The organism is Photorhabdus heterorhabditis, assembly GCF_018448905.1.
In the GTDB taxonomy this organism is placed as follows: domain Bacteria; phylum Pseudomonadota; class Gammaproteobacteria; order Enterobacterales; family Enterobacteriaceae; genus Photorhabdus; species Photorhabdus heterorhabditis.
This window is the reverse complement of sequence record NZ_RCWA01000034.1, coordinates 12,921-30,503: the sequence shown is the minus strand read 5'-3', so window position 1 is coordinate 30,503 and position 17,583 is coordinate 12,921. Positions and strand designations below refer to the sequence as shown.

General features: G+C 41.3%; 10 protein-coding genes. 7 read left to right on the top strand and 3 right to left on the bottom strand.

Translation table 11 applies throughout. The annotated features are described in order from the left end of the window. Positions 1 to 480: 480 nt before the first annotated feature. From EAE89_RS17800 to EAE89_RS17775, 6 genes are all read left to right on the top strand, one after another. Positions 481 to 1,200, top strand: a complete 720-nt coding sequence (locus tag EAE89_RS17800) for a DUF1819 family protein (protein WP_476742318.1) — start codon at positions 481 to 483, stop codon at positions 1,198 to 1,200. Beyond that, entirely contained in the window at positions 1,197 to 1,799 is a 603-nt protein-coding gene (locus EAE89_RS17795; protein ID WP_054478996.1) for a DUF1788 domain-containing protein, read from the top strand. Before EAE89_RS17800 ends, EAE89_RS17795 begins: the two co-directional genes overlap by 4 nt. 11 nt (positions 1,800 to 1,810) lie before the next feature. Next, positions 1,811 to 5,452: a BREX system P-loop protein BrxC gene (brxC, locus tag EAE89_RS17790; protein ID WP_214086333.1), complete on the top strand. Its 3,642-nt coding sequence runs from the start codon at positions 1,811 to 1,813 to the stop codon at positions 5,450 to 5,452. Between the two features lie 41 nt (positions 5,453 to 5,493). Beyond that, positions 5,494 to 9,120 carry a BREX-1 system adenine-specific DNA-methyltransferase PglX gene (gene pglX / locus EAE89_RS17785; protein ID WP_214086332.1) on the top strand — a complete coding sequence of 1,209 codons (3,627 nt, stop codon included), beginning with the start codon at positions 5,494 to 5,496 and terminating at the stop codon, positions 9,118 to 9,120. Continuing rightward, complete coding sequence (pglZ, locus tag EAE89_RS17780; RefSeq protein WP_214086331.1) at positions 9,120 to 11,720, top strand: BREX-1 system phosphatase PglZ type A; 2,601 nt, start codon at positions 9,120 to 9,122, stop codon at positions 11,718 to 11,720. The genes pglX and pglZ overlap by 1 nt, the downstream gene beginning before the upstream one ends. A gap of 178 nt (positions 11,721 to 11,898) precedes the next feature. Then, a complete protein-coding gene (locus EAE89_RS17775) occupies positions 11,899 to 12,567 on the top strand; it encodes an epoxyqueuosine reductase QueH (RefSeq protein ID WP_054478988.1) in 669 nt (222 codons plus the stop codon). Positions 12,568 to 12,637: 70 nt separating this feature from the next. On the opposite strand, the gene EAE89_RS17770 is transcribed toward EAE89_RS17775, so the two are convergent. Continuing rightward, on the bottom strand, positions 12,638 to 12,853 hold the full coding sequence (locus EAE89_RS17770) for a hypothetical protein (RefSeq protein WP_054478987.1): 216 nt from the start codon (positions 12,851 to 12,853) through the stop codon (positions 12,638 to 12,640). Positions 12,854 to 13,414: 561 nt separating this feature from the next. Here EAE89_RS17770 and EAE89_RS17765 point away from each other — a divergent pair. Next, positions 13,415 to 15,001 (top strand): hypothetical protein, encoded by a 1,587-nt coding sequence (locus EAE89_RS17765; protein ID WP_054478985.1) that lies wholly within the window; start codon positions 13,415 to 13,417, stop codon positions 14,999 to 15,001. Between the two features lie 416 nt (positions 15,002 to 15,417). On the opposite strand, the gene EAE89_RS17760 is transcribed toward EAE89_RS17765, so the two are convergent. Together EAE89_RS17760 and EAE89_RS17755 are read right to left on the bottom strand one after the other, a co-directional pair. Next, entirely contained in the window at positions 15,418 to 16,026 is a 609-nt protein-coding gene (locus tag EAE89_RS17760; protein ID WP_214086330.1) for a hypothetical protein, read from the bottom strand. A 366-nt stretch (positions 16,027 to 16,392) separates the two neighbouring features. Continuing rightward, complete coding sequence (locus EAE89_RS17755) at positions 16,393 to 17,427, bottom strand: fucose-binding lectin II (protein WP_054478976.1); 1,035 nt, start codon at positions 17,425 to 17,427, stop codon at positions 16,393 to 16,395. Positions 17,428 to 17,583: the final 156 nt, after the last annotated feature.

Below are 17,583 nucleotides of genomic sequence, written 5' to 3'. Positions count from 1 at the left end.
CATTGATGATTATTTTGATTAAAAGTATCTGTTTTGTCTGTAATTTAGGAATAATTCCATATTAGTTGAATTCCGCCAACTTGAGTGGTTATTTTTCTCCGTCGATTTCCTTAATTGCTTAATATTTTATTTATAGAATTCTTTTCTAAAATTTTTTAATTACTAATCGCCTGATTTGTGTTTTTAATATTTGCTAATAATTGTACTGTATGCTAATTAATTGGTTATATGTTCTGTTCGTATTATTTTTATCTTAATATGTCGGTGTATTTTCCTGATAATTTATACCCGTCATCTTTCAAGTTGCTTCTTTGTTGGCTGCACTCACTCACCCCGGTCACATAGTTATCTATGCTCCCGGGGATTCGCTCCCTTGCCGCCGCGATGCATCTTGAAATCCATAGGGTATAGTTATTGGTAAGGTTGTTTTATTTGGGGGAAATAACAATAAATGAGAAATTTTTTCAATTAGGCAAGATATTGAAGAGTCAGCCTCTTTCATTGGATGGAATCAACTCATTAAGACCTGTACAACCCCCTTCATTTTGCAAAGTACATCAAAAAGCGGCCCATTTCTTAACACTGGTTATAAATGAGATGAAGTACGATAAAACCTGGATTGGTGATCTCCTTGGCGGTTCTTTGAGGAGCCGAGAAAGTCGTTTAATCGCCGAGATAATGTTGCAATTACCGAGCAAGGGGCAATGGCAGCAGCATCTTGTCACTGAAAATATCCTACAGGCATCTTCGGAGAGGACGGCGATTCGCTATGCGCGCACTCTTCGTTTGCGTCTATCTATGTTGGACAGTAAAGGATTGGAGTTGGTGGTACATGGGAGTGAACGCGAACGTCAACAATGCTTAATGGTGGCGTTGATGTTGCAGTCACCTGTGGTCGCTGCTTTTATTTCATTGGTGGTTAATGATGCAAAACGCCAATTCCGTGAATCCTTGCCGGCTAATGTATGGGAAGTTTTTGTTGAGGATCAACGTCGAGTTCATCCTGAGTTGACCCGCTTCTCTGAGTCTTCGTTAAAGAAAATGGGCAATAACGCGATAAAGGCATTAAGTGAAGCCCGTTATCTTGATGCTCCTCATCGTCGCCAGCTGCAAACCGTATTCCTGCTACCTGAAATTCATGATCTGTTGATACGTCTTAAACGCAGCGATTTGATTCCTCTCATGGAGGGAAAACAGTGATTGACAGGGCTTTGGAATACCGACTAGCACAAATTGAATCTCGCATAGAGATGGAGGGAATTCCACGTAATACCCGCCCCGGTAATGAAATCAGTTTTTGGATTTTTGATTACCCGGCTGAAAAAGAGATTCGGGTGCGGGAATACCTGCGATATCTGGTTAAACGGTTGGAGAAGAAACGCACATTTGTTCATCTGAATATCTTCAAGATATTGGTTGATATGTTGGAAGCACGGAATTTATTTGAGCGTGTTTGTGAGCGCGAAAAACAGATGGGTACCGAAGCGATGAAGAAACAGCTTTCAGGTTTACTCAGTCAGAAAAAAATAGCTGAGCACATTGCTAATACTATTTCTTTAAAAGATCAGGATTTGGCGATTATTTCAGGCTTGGGGAATGCATGGCCTTTTGTGCGTGGTCACGAATTGATGAGCGCTCTACAGGATGTCATGGGATTCACGCCTTTATTGATGTTTTATCCGGGAACTTACAGCGGCTATGACTTAACACCTCTCACAGGGATTGATTCCCGTAACTACTATCGTGCATTCCGATTGGTTCCTGAAACTGGCCCTACGGTATTGCTGAATAATCCTTAAAGAGCACCGTGATGAATATTGAACAAATCTTTGCCAAACCGCTAACCCGAAATATTAACGGGGTGGTGAAAGCCGAACAAATTGACAATGAAAGCGCCTACATTGAATTGGATGAATATGTGATTACGCGTGAGCTTGATCGTCATTTCCGTGCTTTTTTTGCTGCTTATTTACCCGCTGTGGGTCCAGAACGGGGTCGTGTTGAGAATAAGATCGGTGTTTGGGTTTCTGGCTTCTTTGGTTCAGGTAAATCACATTTCATCAAAATCTTGTCTTATTTGCTGGCCAACCGGCAGGTTATCCACAATGGTGATAGACGTAGTGCGTTGTCTTTTTTTGAAGACAAGGTAGAAGATCCATTGTTATTAGCTGATATTCGCAAAGCGGTGCAGTATCCGGCTGAAGTGCTTTTATTCAATATTGATTCCCGTGCTAATGCAGACGATCGTGAAGATGCGATCCTTAAAGTCTTTCTAAAAGTGTTTAATGAACGCGTAGGTTACTGTGCAGACTTCCCGCATATCGCGCATTTAGAACGTGAACTCGACCGCCGTGGACAGTATCAAGCGTTTAAAGACGCTTTTGCTGATATCAGTGGCTCATCGTGGGAAACTGAGCGAGATGCTTACGACTTTTTCCGTGATGAAATGGCACAGGCATTAAGTGTAGCGAGCGGGCAAAGTGAGGAATCGTCACGTCAATGGGCGGAACAGTTTGATGCAAATTTTCCTTTAGATATCACCAACTTCTGCAAGTGGGTTGAAGAGTATCTGGATAGCCGAGAAAACGGCAACATCTTGTTTATGGTCGATGAAGTCGGTCAGTTTATTGGCAAAAATACCCAGATGATGCTGAAACTACAGACGATTACTGAGAATCTTGGCACGATCTGTAGTGGCCGAGCGTGGGTTATTGTTACGTCGCAAGCGGATATTGATGCGGCTATTGGTAGTATAGAGCAGCGTGATGGCTTGGATTTCTCTAAGATTCAGGGCCGATTCCCGACGCGTTTACAGCTTTCCAGTTCAAATACCGCTGAAGTTATTCAAAAACGCTTATTAACTAAAACCGAATCAGCGGTTGAAGCATTGCAAACCATTTTTGCCCAGAAGGGTGACATTTTACGTAATCAGCTTGGTTTTGATGCAACGACCAAGGCGACTTTGAAGCCCTATACGCAATCATCTGAATTTGTTGATAACTACCCATTTGTACCTTGGCATTTTCAGCTGGTACAAAAAGTGTTTGAGTCTATTCGTACCAAAGGGGCAACGGGCAAACATTTAGCCATGGGGGAGCGCTCCTTGCTGGCGGCGTTTCAGTCGGCGGCACAACAGGTTCAGTCGGATGATTTAAATACGCTGATCCCTTTCTGGCGTTTCTATGCACCCATTGAGGGTTTTCTGGAACCTACAGTTAAGCGAACTATTGAGCAAGCAGAGGGATTAGGTCTCTATGAACAGGATATCCAACTGCTTAAGACACTATTCTTAATTCGCTATGTTAATCTGCTAAAAAGCACCTTAGATAATCTGGTGACTCTGACAATCGACCGGATTGATACGGATAAAATCACATTACGTCGTCAGCTTGAGGCCAGCCTTCAGCGCCTTGAAAATCAAATGCTGATTGCCCGTAGCGGTGATGAATATTTGTTCTTAACTAACGAAGAAAAAGAGATTGAGAATGAAATTCGTAATGCGGAAGTAGAATACACCACGATCAATCGCCGCCTCTCAAGCCTCATTTTTGATGACTTGCTCAAAAACCGTAAATATCGTTACCCGGTGAATAAGCAGGATTTCCCGATAAGCCGCTTCTGTAATGGACACCCTTTAGACGGCGCCCATCTGGAAGATTTAGTGGTGAAAATATTAACCCCGCTGGATACTTGCTATAACCATTATCGCGATGATATTACCTGTATTCCTTATTCTGCTGAAGGTAACGGTTGTATCTTGATCCGACTGGCTGATGAATTGCTGGTGTGGAAAGATTTGCAAATAACGGTGCAGACAGACAGTTTCCTTAACAAGCAATTTGGGCAGCGACCAGAACAAAATGTGCTGTTGAAGGAAAAGGATCGCGAAAACCAGAGTCGTGAAAAAACATTACGTGTGCGTATTGAACAGCTGCTAGTTGAAGCGACGGTTTATGCTATTGGTGTCCGTTTACCGAAAAAATCTGCCTCACCAACAGCCATGGTGGATGAAGCCTGTAGATATGTCATTGAAAATAGTTTCGCTAAACTTAAATTGCTGCGTCCAACAAGTAGTGATATCAATCGTGAAATTCATACGCTCCTGACGATAGAAGATACTGCACAAATCAATCTTGCTATGTGCTCTGAGGAAGGTAATCCAGAAGCTACGCGGGAAGTCGAAGCCTGGATTAGCATGAGTGTCGATTATCATAAGCCGGTTTACCTGCGGGATGTACTTAATCATTTTGGACGTCGCCCCTTTGGTTGGCCAGAGGACGAGGTCAAATTGTTGGTCGCGCGTTTGGCTCGTTCAGGCAAAATCAATTTTACCTTGCAAAACAATCAAATTAGCTTGAAACAGGCGTGGGATGTGTTCACGAATACGCGTCGGCATAGCGAGTTACGTTTGCTGAAAGTCCGTCATCATGATGAAGACCAACTGCGCAAGGCGGCACATATCATGAACAATGTTGCGCAGGAGTCTTTCAACGAACGCGAAGAGCAAGGATTGGCAAAGCATATTCGTACCATTTTGGAACGTTGGGAACGTGAGTATGTCGGCTATCAAATCACCATTCAAACAGGGCAGTTCCCCGGAGAAAAAGAGATTCAGGAAGGACTTCAGCTGATTAAATCGCTTTTGTCGCAGAAAGAAGCTTTTTCTCTGGTGGAGAAAGTGATCGATGAATCTAACGCGTTGGCAGACTTTGCTGAAACACGTGATGATCTCAGTGATTTTTATGGCAATCAGCTCCAGTCTTGGCAGCAGTTGGCAACAGTACTCAATGGCAGCTTTAAAGCTAATCGTAGCGCGTTAGAAAAAAACGAAAAGGCTCGTCAAGCCTTGACTGAACTAAGCCACATTTACCAAATGGCAAAGCCCTATTCTCAGCTCCGCTGTATTGTTCCGCTCATTGAACAGGTGCAAGAAGTGAATCAGCGTTTGTTAACCGAAGCCCGTGAGTACGGTTTACAGCGTATTGATACCCGCATTGAAGAAGTCAAAAAACAGATGCAACAGAGTCAGGCACCTGATTCATTGTTGAATCAAGCGTTGTATCCAATGCAGCAAAGTCGTGAGCATGTAGTCAATACACAGTCGATACCTGAAATCTATCATGAGCAAAGTGAGGTCCAGTTACAGCAAGGACAGGCTGAACAGCGAATGAACGACTGGATTGATGAGCAGCTAAAAAAACGTCAGATGATAGAGAAATCAGTTAGCCATGATGGGCAGAGCTCGCCAGTGATACCGATATCTGACCCGCCTACCGTACAGACTGTACCCGTTTTGAAAAAGACGCTTGCGATCCACGCTACGCGCGAAATGAAAAAAGCCGTTGGTGGGGACGTGTTAGAAACGACCGAGCAGATGGAAAAGGCGCTTGAGCAACTACGTAAGACATTATTTGATGCCCTCAACGCCGGTGACCGTGTTCGCCTCCAGTGACTTAATCGCGCGGGCGTTTATCACGCCTGCAAGGATTGCCCATGAATACTTCCAATATCAAAAAATACGCTCCTCTGGCACGAATTCAGTTCTGTCATGCCATTACCCAAAAGCTCATCTCGTTAGGGATTAGTGTTGATAAAAACAGTGACTTGCAGATTGCTGATGTGACTGAAATAGGCGATCGGGTTCGTTTTGGTCGCTATGAATACCCTAAAACGGTATTGGTGCGTCGTAATCGATTGGTTGAGCGTGCGCATGTACAGGGTTATACCCAGTTAGTTGAGCATGTCGCCTACACTTGGTTTAATCGCCTGTGCGCTATTCGTTACATGGAGCTACATGGATATCTGGATCATGGCTTCCGTGTGCTATCTCATCCTACAGATCCTATTGGTTTTGAGGTGTTAGCGCATGTTCCAGAGGTCGTTGGAAGCCTGGAGTTAAGCAATCCTCAGCGGCTGGTAGAAATGAAACTGGCGGGCGATCAGGATGAAGCGTTGTATCGCAAGCTGTTGTTAGGGCAGTGTCATTTCCTGCATAAAGCTATGCCGTTCCTGTTTGACTTGCTCAATGATGAAACTGAGCTTTTGCTGCCAGATAATTTGACGCGTACTGACTCGATCCTACGCGGGCTGGTGGACAGTATTCCTGAAGAGGATTGGAAGCAGGTAGAGATTATCGGCTGGTTATATCAGTTTTACATCTCTGAAAGAAAGGAGCAGGTTATCGGTAAGGTCGTGAAGAGCGAAGATATTCCTGCCGCGACTCAGTTGTTTACCCCTAATTGGATCGTGCAGTATCTGGTGCAAAACTCTGTAGGTCGCCAATGGTTACAAACCTATCCTGACTCTCCGCTTAAGGAGTGCATGCCATACTATATTGAACCTGCGGAGCAGATTGCCGAAGTACAGGTGCAATTAGCGGCAATGACACCAAATAGCATTGAACCTGAGAGTATTAAAGTACTTGATCCTGCGTGTGGTTCTGGTCACATCTTAATCGAAGCCTACAATGTGCTGAAACGAATATATGAGGAGCGTGGATATCGCAGCCGTGAAATTCCGCAGTTAATTCTGGAAAATAATATTTTTGGTCTGGATATTGATGATCGTGCTGTTCAGCTTTCAGGCTTTGTGTTGTTAATGATGGCGCGTCAAGACGATCGCCGCATCTTTACCCGTGATATTCGCCTGAATGTATTGTCGTTGCAGGAAAGCTCCCAGCTAAATATTCCAGCTTTGTGGCAGGGGATTAACTTGCATCAACAAAGCTGTACCGGTAGTACTTTTGATATGTTTGCTCAGAGCAATATCAGCACTAATAGCCAAAGTGCTGATGAATACCAATTGCTGGAAAGGACGTTAGCGTTATTTACGCAGGCAAAAACCTTTGGTTCATTGATTCAGGTTCCGCAGCAGGATGAGGAAGCGTTGAAAGCGTTATTACGACAGCTCATTGAATTGGAAGCGAGTGGTGATACTCATCAGAAAGAAGCGGCGCATATCCTGATTCCTTTTATCCATCAGGCATGGTTGCTGGCGCAGCGCTATGATGTGGTGGTAGCGAATCCGCCGTATATGGGCAAGAAGGGAATGAACGGTGATCTAAGAGAATTTGCCAGGAAACAGTTCCCTGACAGTAAGTCAGATTTGTTTGCAATGTTTATGCAGCATGCATTTAGTTTATTGAAGGTGAATGGTTTTAATGCTCAAGTGAATATGCAGTCGTGGATGTTTCTATCTAGCTACGAGACACTACGTGAGTGGCTGCTGGATACTAAGATTTTTGTCACTATGGCACATCTAGGCTCTCGTGCATTTGGGCAGATTTCGGGAGAGGTGGTTCAGACTACGGCTTGGATAATGAGTAAATATCATATTGATGGTTATCTGCCGGTATTTTTCCGTTTGATTGAAGGAGGTGAGGAAGAGAAAAAAAGTCTTTTAATAGAAAAGAAAAACCGTTTTGATAAAGTTAAACAGGATAGTTTCAGACAAATCCCAGGAATACCGATTGCGTATTGGATCTCTACGGGATTAATGAATCTTTTTAAAAATAACTTACCTATGGAACACTATGCGGATATAAGTACAGGGCTAAGTACAGGAAATAATGATCGATTTCTTAAGATGTGGACAGAGATTAATCATTTAAATAGAGATTGGGTCCCTTGTCAAAAAGGTGGATCGTATAGGAAGTGGTATGGTAATAATGAATTTGTTATTGATTGGGGAAATAATGGTGAAAAATTAAAAAAATTCGAAGGGTCTACTTTAAGAAATGTCCATAATTATTTTCGGGAAGGGATTTCATGGACTAGAGTGTCTAGTGCAAGTACAGCTTTTAGGTATTTTGCAGATGGTTTTATTTTTGACTCGACTGGCCCGAGCTTTTTTCCAAAAGAAAACGATAAGAGAACACTGTACTTCTTTGCTGGGTTATTAAATTCAAAGCTCGCAATAGTATTATTAGAATTTATTGCACCTACATTGGATTTTCTAAGCGGACATATTGCTAAACTGCCTTGTCTTCAAGGAAATTGGGTTGATGTTATTGCTGAAAATTCATCTAAATTAATTAAAATTGCTAAAGAGGATTGGGATAACTATGAGATTTCCTGGGATTTTAAACAAAATCCCATGGTGGGAAATAGTGAAAGGATGCTGCTATCAGCATATAAAAAAATGAGAACTAACTTTGCAAATAATATAGAGATAATGAAAGGTCTTGAGTTTGAAAATAACTCTGTCATTGTGAAAAATAATTCATTAGAGCAAGATATCTGCGTTGATATCTCTTTAAATGAAATAACATTAACATGTAATCCACATTATCGTTACGGTAACGAATCAACAGAGCAAGAACTGGAAAATCGTTTCCAATCCGACACTTTAGCCGAGCTTATCAGCTATATCATCGGCTGCATGATGGGCCGCTATTCCCTCGATCGAGAAGGTTTAGTTTACGCTGGTGCTGGTAACCAAGGTTTTGCTGAATTAGTCACACGAGGCGCCTATAAAACTTTCCCGGCAGATAACGATGGTATTCTGCCACTGATGGCTTCCGACTGGTTTGATGGTGATGTCACTGTACGGGTGCGTGAGTTTGTCCGTAAAGTTTGGGGCGAGGAGCATCTACAAGCAAACCTCGATTTTATCGCCGAAAGCCTGTGTTTGTACGTTCTCAAAGAGAAACGCGGTGAATCTTCACTGGATACCATCCGTCGTTATCTTTCTATCCAGTTCTGGAAAGATCACCTCAAAACTTACAAAAAACGCCCGATTTATTGGTTATTCAGCTCCGGTAAAGAGAAGGCATTTGAATGTTTGGTATACCTGCATCGATATAATGATTCCACGCTGGCGCGTATGCGTACTGAATACGTTGTGCCGTTGTTGGTGCGCTATCAAAGTAATATTGATCTCCTGCAAGACCAGCGTGAGAGTGCATCATCTGCCGCTGAAACCAATCTTTTGAAGAAAAGGCAGGAAGGTCTTACCAGAAAATTTAATGAGCTGCGCAGTTTTGACGATCGTCTGCGCCACTATGCTGATATGAGAATGACACTTGATCTGGATGATGGCGTTAAGATTAATTATGGCAAGTTTGGTGACTTGCTGGCGGATGTGAAAGTGATCACCGGTAATCCACCGGAGGTAGCGTAATGCAACACGTAGATTTAGTTCGCAGGCTCATGGACCACTTTACCCATCACCGTATCGTGTTTTGGTACGACCCAAAGCAACATTTTAGTGAAGTACTGCCTAAGCTTGAGCTGGACGGTATCTCTGTGCTGAATATGCGAGGTGCCTCATTACTGGCAACTAAAAAACGGATCGAACTTGATCAACCAGAACAAAAGTTCTTACTGTATTTTGCTTATGAGCGTCCCGCGCGTGAATTAGATTGGTTGCTGGACATTCGTCTCTACAGCAGTGAGTTCCATGCTGATCATGCAGCAATGATCCTTAGTGATTTGAAGATCACTCAATCAGGACTACGCGAATATATTCAACGTCGTCAGGATTTCTTCTCAGTGAATACTCGTACTCAGACGTTAAAAAGCTGGATCACGGAAGACGAATCTGAAGACTCGTTGGATAAAAAAATGCTAGCGGTAGTCGTCGGGGCTAAGTCATTCGAAACGAAAGAAATTCTCTTTAGCCTGTTGCAGCAATATGCCCGCCAACATAAAGATGCAGAAGATAGTGCGCTTGAAAACACGTTAGCGGTGATGGGGCATTTGAAATTAGCTCCGGTACTTTGGTGGTTGCTGGAACAAGAAATGAGCTACCAGAGTGAAAAGCCATTGCTGGATGATTTTATCCTTAAATTGTTTTGTACCGATCTTTGGTTACAAGGTGACAAAGCGCATCGAGATTGGCTCAGTAATAAGGTATTGCCCACGGCAGCGGGCAAGGCTTCGGCTTTGGCGTTTATGGTTGGCTGGCGCGCTGATCGCCGTTTTAGTGAAGATTATGATTTTGTTGCGGATCAGCTAGCCGGAAAATTTGAACTGATGGCGCATTATCGTCACAGCTCACCCTATGCTCTGCAAGAGTGTGAAACCTTTGAAGCTATCGAACAATGTATTATTAAGGCGTTGGTTACACAGTTGCTGGAAGAGAACACCACATTGGATCGCGTGATGTTTAAAAATTTGCTGTCACAGCGTCTGGCAGCCCATTGGTGTCAGACTCGGCCAGAATATCATGCGATTTATCAAGCTCTGCGACATGCGGAACGTTTGCTGAATTTACGTAATCTCCATATTGATGGTTTTAAATATCCTGATTCTTCATCTCTGTGGAAAGCTTATACCACGGAGATTTATCGCTTTGATCAAGCCTATCGCCTCTTTAATGAGCAAGCAATGTTAGTTCATAGCAAAGGGGCGGATATTCTGCGAGACCTTGACGAACATATTGAGGCACTTTATACCAATTGGTATTTGGCTGAGTTGAGTTGTGAATGGAACCAACTACTGGATAGTGAGCAAAGAATCCATAGCTGGGAATTCAGCGGGATACTATTACAGAGGAACTTCTATCGCGACGTTGTGAAGCGTGAGTTGAGTACCTCTCAGGTCAAACGCGTGTTTGTGATCATCTCTGATGCTCTACGTTATGAAGTCGCTCAAGAATTGGCTAGTTTGATTAATCGCGAAAAACGTTTTAGCACCGAGTTGCGTTCTCAAACAAGTGTGCTGCCAAGTTATACTCAATTAGGCATGGCGGCACTATTACCACATAAGGCGCTGAGTTATTTGCCCGATAACTCAGGTGTTGTTTATGCCGATGGGCAGTCTACACAGGGCATTGCTAATCGTGATGTAATTTTACGCAAAGTTAACGGCATGGCGGTCAGTGCTAACGAATTGTTTAATTGGAATAATAGTGAAGGCCGTGACAAAGTACGTCATGCAGAAATAGTTTATATCTGGCATGACACCATTGACGCGATTGGTGATAAAGGGGCGACAGAAGAAAAAACCTTTGAAGCTTGCCGAAAAGCGATCATTGAGTTGAAAGATTTAGTTGCTCGGATAATTAATCGTTTGAATGCTACCCGTGTTTATATTACCGCCGATCATGGTTTCTTATTCCAGCAACAACCACTATCTGAAACAGATAAAACTAAACTTCAGATCAAGCCTGAAAGCACTATAGAGGCAAAAAAGCGCTTTATCATCGGCCATCAGCTGCCAGATGATGCGTTTTGCTGGCATGGTAGATTGTCTGATACGGCAGGCAGTAGTGATGACAGCGAATTCTTGTTGCCTAAAGGTATACAGCGTTTTCATTTTACTGGTGGAGCACGTTTTGTTCATGGCGGAACAATGCTGCAAGAGGTTTGTGTACCCATATTACAGGTGAAAACCTTGCAAAAAGCGCAAGTGGAAAGGCGACAACAGCGACTAGTGGGTGTTGTGGCGAAAAGCCAAAATATTAAATTAGTCAGTAATATTGACAAGGTAAGTTTTATTCAGACTGAGCCGGTTAACGAACAATATCGTGCACGCCAGCTCACTATCTATATTGTTGATTCAGAAAACCACGTCGTCTCAGCCAAAGAGACGGTGAATTTTGATAGTGATAATCATGGTATGGATCAGCGTGTGCGAGATGTTACGTTGAAACTGACGGGTAAGCGGTTTGACCGCCGACATAGCTATACGTTAATTCTGGAAGATAGCGAAACCCAGACGCCTTTTAGCCGTTATGCGGTGACTATTGATCTTGCCATTCAGGATGATTTTTTTTAACAAAACTGTGGAGCTTTCTCTTATAGATTCTTTGGTTTTGTATTCCAACGACATCGTAAAACCCTTTGGCCTTTTCGCCTTATTTCCGCGTCAATATTGGTCGGAGGCTTACGGCGGCTTTCGCTAAAAATAACTATATCCTATAATTGATTCTTATAATTATTATGGAGCCTGCTTAATGAAAAACTTTGTTCGCCCTGTTTTAACGTTGCCGGATAATGCGGAACGGCTATTATTGCACTCTTGTTGTGCTCCTTGCTCTGGCGAAGTAATGGAAGCGTTGCATGCCTCTGGAATTGATTACACCGTCTTTTTCTATAACCCCAATATTCATCCCAAACGGGAATATTTAATTCGTAAAGAAGAAAATATCCGCTTTGCCGAACTACACAATGTGCCATTTGTTGACGCAGATTATGATAGCGACAACTGGTTCGACCGCGCTAAAGGCATGGAGTGGGAGCCAGAAAGAGGTGTTCGTTGCACTATGTGTTTTGACATGCGTTTTGAGCGTACAGCTTTGTATGCCTATGAAAATAATTTCAGCATGATTTCAAGTTCTCTGGGGATTTCTCGTTGGAAAAATATGCAGCAAATAAATGATTGCGGAAAACGTGCTGCAAGCCAATATCCGGGGGTTGAATACTGGGATTATAACTGGCGTAAGCAAGGTGGATCGGCTCGGATGATTGAAATCAGTAAACGGGAAAGATTTTATCAGCAAGAATATTGTGGTTGTATCTATTCATTGCGTGACAGCAATAAGCACCGTAAGTCTCAGGGGCGGGATATTATCAGGATTGGTGTTAAATATTATGGTGATGACGATACAGAAGGCGCTTGTTAAGCTTTTCACTTTAATAGGTTGAGGGGGGGATTTTCCCCCCTAGATTAGGGTGATTACGCGATCAAATCACTTAATGAGTCTTCTGTGTCTTTTTTGTCATTGTGTTATTATGAGAATGTTTTGGTGTAGCTTTGCCTGGTTTCTTTTCATGTTGGTCTGCTTTTTTCTCCATATGCGCTTTAGTATTGGCATCCGAGGTTTGAGTCATCGATGTGGCGGGAGCAGCTAATACCGCGCCAGAAAATAACAGTGATAATACAGTTACAGATAAGCCTAAACGTGTCATGATGATTGTCCTATTTTTAACTTTGTTTCACTTGCTGGATATACATCTTAAGCGACTGATAAGCTGCTCGATATTCCAGATTTATTTCTAATGCACAACCGAGTATACGGTTGTGATCATTAATTCTGCAAATTTAAGACATTATATTTTAATGTTTGGTTGAATAATCGTTGAATTTTTATCTTTTATTGAATTCTTTCTGATTAATGAAGGTATCTTCAATAGCGCAGTCATAAGCAGTTATTTCCAGTGATGTCACCCATGATCAGGCATTCATGAAATTATTTATTAGAAGGTTGAATCTATCTTATATCAGTGATGTTTTATAAATAATTCCTACTGAATTTGTGGTAAATGGTGAAAATTGAACTATTATAAAACTGGTATGTTGGAATAACCAATGCAATATGGCAGTAATTACATCACAGTCTATAGTAACGCATTGAACGTAAACGCTCTATTAGGGAAAAGTCATTACCGTCCGTGATAAAAGGCAATGAATTGTCATAACAACTGTTGCTGTCGTCAGGAAAATAATGTTAACCGAGTGGAGATGAAAGTATGTCTAAATACAAGGTAAATAGATGTTTATTAGCAAGTGCAATATTATTATCTCTAATTTCAGAAAATACGATTGCTTCCAATCCTGAAATTTCTGCATATTATTTGAGTGGGCCTACTGCACAAATGGGTACTCAAGAATATTATGCTAGCCTTGATAATTTTAAAAAATTAAGTAGTGATATTGCTAAGAATAAGAGTAACTTTAATACGTTGGTATTATCTTTTGTACAGCCCAGTCTTATTAATTATAAGAAAAATAGCCTGAAATGTACGGGATTGTTTGGCTATACCTGTACCCCAGGACAAATAATCAGTGCAAAATCAGCTAAAAATGCTGCATCAGATTTTGTCAGATTAAAGGGTATTATTGCTGATTTAAAATCTCATGGAGTCAATACCTATATTGCTGTAGGGGGATGGAATTTCAGCTGTCATCCGAAAATTTATGACATTACTGCGGATAAAAAAGACGCTTGTGGTAATGAACCCGGAGCAGTCTATGATATTTTCCCCAATCCCCTGACTAAAATCTCCCGATTTGACAGCCCAATTACGGGTAAAGCAGCAGATAATGCATACAGAAATATTGTTAATTTGGCTGCCGATTTGGGCGTCGTGGGGATTGATGTTGATTATGAGGAATTCTGGCATGCGGATATTAACGCGAAAAGCTGGAAATTAACGCCTGACTCAATCAATGTTCCCTCTAATAATAGTGAAAATCTGACCACATCGGCTTTAATGAGGAAGGGGATTGGTAATTATGTGTATGATGCATCAATGAATCTTGTTCCCGGTGCAGAAAGAATTCCCCGAGCAATGCCTGAAACCGTGGATAAATTCGCTGCTATTTTAAAATCTTTTTACAATTCAATTAGCGTGGTTAAGCCATCACTTAAACTAAGTACTGCCGGCCCCGCAACGGGAGGAATCCCGAATATGTCCGCTAATTGGGGAACAGTTGCGATATATTCTAGTATTTATGGTGGTGCTTGGTGGGGAGGAAATCTCTATGGTTTGATTTATAATACTGCGCTGACTTACCCTAATCTTGTCAACCGATTCAGTTACATCGGTGTGATGACCTATGATTTGAGTGAAACAGATTGTGGTAGGGATTCTCATATTCCTTGTGATCTACCTGGTCAGGTAAAGTATTACTATAGCCAATATATTAACTGGCTTAAATCAGGTAATGAAGTTGCTATTCCTCACGTTAAGCTCAAAGGGGCGCGTAATTACGCTTTAGCTTCAATTCAACCGCAAAAATTATCGGTTTTGCCGCCTATCACGGTTGGATTTGAAGTGGGTAGGCCAGCAACTGGCAATTTACCTCTCAGTAAGACTGAGCTTAATAACATATTAGACGGTACGATCAAATACGGTAAATCGGGCCTCATTATGTGGGATTTATTTAAAAAGGAACGTTATGACGGCAGTGACTGGGAAGAGGATTGGGCAACACCTCATGATGTTTTGTCGACAGCCTGTAAGAAAATGGGGCTGACAGGAGAACATTATAATTGTGATAGTTCTGTGCCTACTCCTGCTCCTGTCCCAATTCTTACTAAGAAAAAGAATTGAGGTTGATGTTTTGTTATGTTTATTTCTGTTTAGCCTCTACGTTTTAGAGGCTTTTTATTATTGTGTGATTAAACACCATAGTAAACCCGCTTTTTTTGATACGATTGACGATTGGGATGAAGGGTATATACCCAATGGATTTCAAGATGCATCGAGACGGCAAGGGAGCGAATCCCCGGGAGCATAGATAACTATGTGACTGGGGTGAGTGAGTGCAGCCAACAAAGAGGCAACTTGAAAGATGACGGGTATATGACTTTATCGTGTAGGAGCTTATTATTTACCTGCCAATTTATTGATGATTTTGGTCGTTCAGTGAAATAGTATCCTCTATGTATATTTGCTGGCTAAGACATAGAAAAACTATTCTTGCCAGCTTCATTATTCACTAATAAGAGACTTATTGCTATTGTATCTTATCTCCACAGTGACACGGTATTGGTAAATATATCAGCAGGAGGACAAGGATTGCTCACTTTTGCCATTTTCCACAAGCCGGTCTGGCTTTTACGGGCAGTATTATTGGACATAAATACTCGATATAACGAACCTGAGCCTCCGGCATGGTTATGAGTATCAAGGAAACCTTTATTTCCCCACCGATTATAGAGAGAGATACCTTCGCCTTCTCTGATATTCCCATTGAGTGGTGTGGTTTCACAATAAATAATCCATTCTAGGGTTGATTTTTTACGTATATCTGAGGTGTATACATGATGTATTTCCTTTGATTGTTCATATTGATCAACCACGTCATAATACTGTAAGTAACCGCCATCACAGTAATATAGGTTATAGAGTAAGATAATATCATTATTAATTACCTCACTACCGACTAGTTTTTCCGTGGCTGATTCAATTCTCCATATTCCACCATGAATAGCTAAAGATGAATCTACTGTTACCACGCTATATTTCGTACCGGGTTTATTACCATTGCCAAATACACTGAGATATCCACCGCTCCAGTTCTTATAGCTGTTTAATATTGTCACGGTATCTCCGTATTTAAGTACATTATCCATAGTTTCCTCAAAAATTGTGTTGTTTCTTGCTAATAGTTGATACCTTAATGAAATTATCACGGAATATGATCACATGGTTTTTTCATAATCCTGCTCGACTAAATACTCATATCAATGGGAGATAGGAAAAGGGAAGATTAAAAAGTTTATTTTTATCGGATGAGGGGGCATTTGGTGAATTACAAATTTTGTTTAGAAAATTAAGTTACCTGGATATTGAAATAGTGTCTTTTCTGTTGGTCATTTTGCGCCATATCAGTAAGGGGTACCGTTTTTCTGATAAAGTTGTCGTAAAATAAACAGAAAAAGCGGCATAATGCCGCTTTTTTATTGATAAGTGTTATCGCTGTTGGTAGCGGGATTTACTCAGAAATCTTTAATCTTCACTAACGGCCAATTTAACATTAACACGGTGTCGTTGTAATTATCATTGATGCCATTTTCAACCCCAATAATCGCTGTTCCTGGTTTTCCATCAAGGGTGTTATCGAAATAACGCAATTTGCTTGGTTTGCGATTCCCTGTAATTTCAAAACAGACTTTGCCTGTACCTGACTTATAGATTTTAGTTCCTATTAGATTATCTATTCCCTTGCTGGCTAATGTATCTACCAGACGATCGTCAATATACACTTTTATTGTTTGCTGATGAATATCGGTATTAGAATAGGCTGTCAGGCTAAATCTAATACTGGGAGGTAACTGGAGACAATATTTACCCGTATCACTATTGCCACATGTTCCGCCACAGCTTCCATTATTGCTATTGTCAGGTTTACTGCCTAATAAATCGGTATCGACTGACACTGCTGCTTGAATTTTGTTGAAGGCTTCCCCGGTATAATTAGTTATGGGTACAGGTCCATAATCAATAGTGTTCGATTCTAAATTAAACCGGATGTAACTATTGCCTTTGAGGAAGTCAATCCGAGAATTGATTCTCCATACAACAGCATCGAGATTTGCACTAAATTCTTTGTATTTCTCTGTAGTGCCCCATCGGGTTGAGATAGATTGCTGCTTAATCGTATGTGAATTCACAGTATAATCGATACAATCGCCGCCTTTAAAGAAACAAACGGTATTGGTAGTCAATTCTGTGGCCGCATCTATTCCATTTTCAAATTCGGTACCTTTCAATCCGGGCCATCCATCGGCAATAAATTTCGGTCCATCCGTCACCTTGGCTTTTTCGATATCGAATTTAAGATATTTCGAGCCTTTAAAAAAATATAAATAACCCTCTAAATTAATGACATCGTCAATATGTCTTTGGAACTCGACAGGGAGATTAGGCCAATCGTTACTAATAGGCTGGGGATAGTTTATGTCTGGCTTTTTTAATATCTCACTATATCTAGTGTTATCGGCATTAAGGAATAAATAGACTTGCGAATTCATTAATATATATCCTTTATTGTTTTTAAGTTTACTACTGATTTTCCGTAATTGTTAAAATTGCTGATTACAGATAAAGCACGGTAAGAATATTATTTTTCGAAACAGAAAAATTTGCGTAATGGAATTTAGTGGAGAAAGTAGATTGTGGCAATGTTA

Bases quoted from the DNA above. Each gene is read 5' to 3' on its own strand.
- brxC (WP_214086333.1), top strand. From the start codon at position 1,811: ATGAATATTGAACAAATCTTTGCCAAACCGCTAACCCGAAATATTAAC.
- pglX (WP_214086332.1), top strand. From the start codon at position 5,494: ATGAATACTTCCAATATCAAAAAATACGCTCCTCTGGCACGAATTCAG.
- pglZ (WP_214086331.1), top strand. From the start codon at position 9,120: ATGCAACACGTAGATTTAGTTCGCAGGCTCATGGACCACTTTACCCAT.
- EAE89_RS17775 (WP_054478988.1), top strand. From the start codon at position 11,899: ATGAAAAACTTTGTTCGCCCTGTTTTAACGTTGCCGGATAATGCGGAA.
- EAE89_RS17770 (WP_054478987.1), bottom strand. From the start codon at position 12,853: ATGACACGTTTAGGCTTATCTGTAACTGTATTATCACTGTTATTTTCT.
- EAE89_RS17765 (WP_054478985.1), top strand. From the start codon at position 13,415: ATGTCTAAATACAAGGTAAATAGATGTTTATTAGCAAGTGCAATATTA.
- EAE89_RS17760 (WP_214086330.1), bottom strand. From the start codon at position 16,026: ATGGATAATGTACTTAAATACGGAGATACCGTGACAATATTAAACAGC.
- EAE89_RS17755 (WP_054478976.1), bottom strand. From the start codon at position 17,427: ATGAATTCGCAAGTCTATTTATTCCTTAATGCCGATAACACTAGATAT.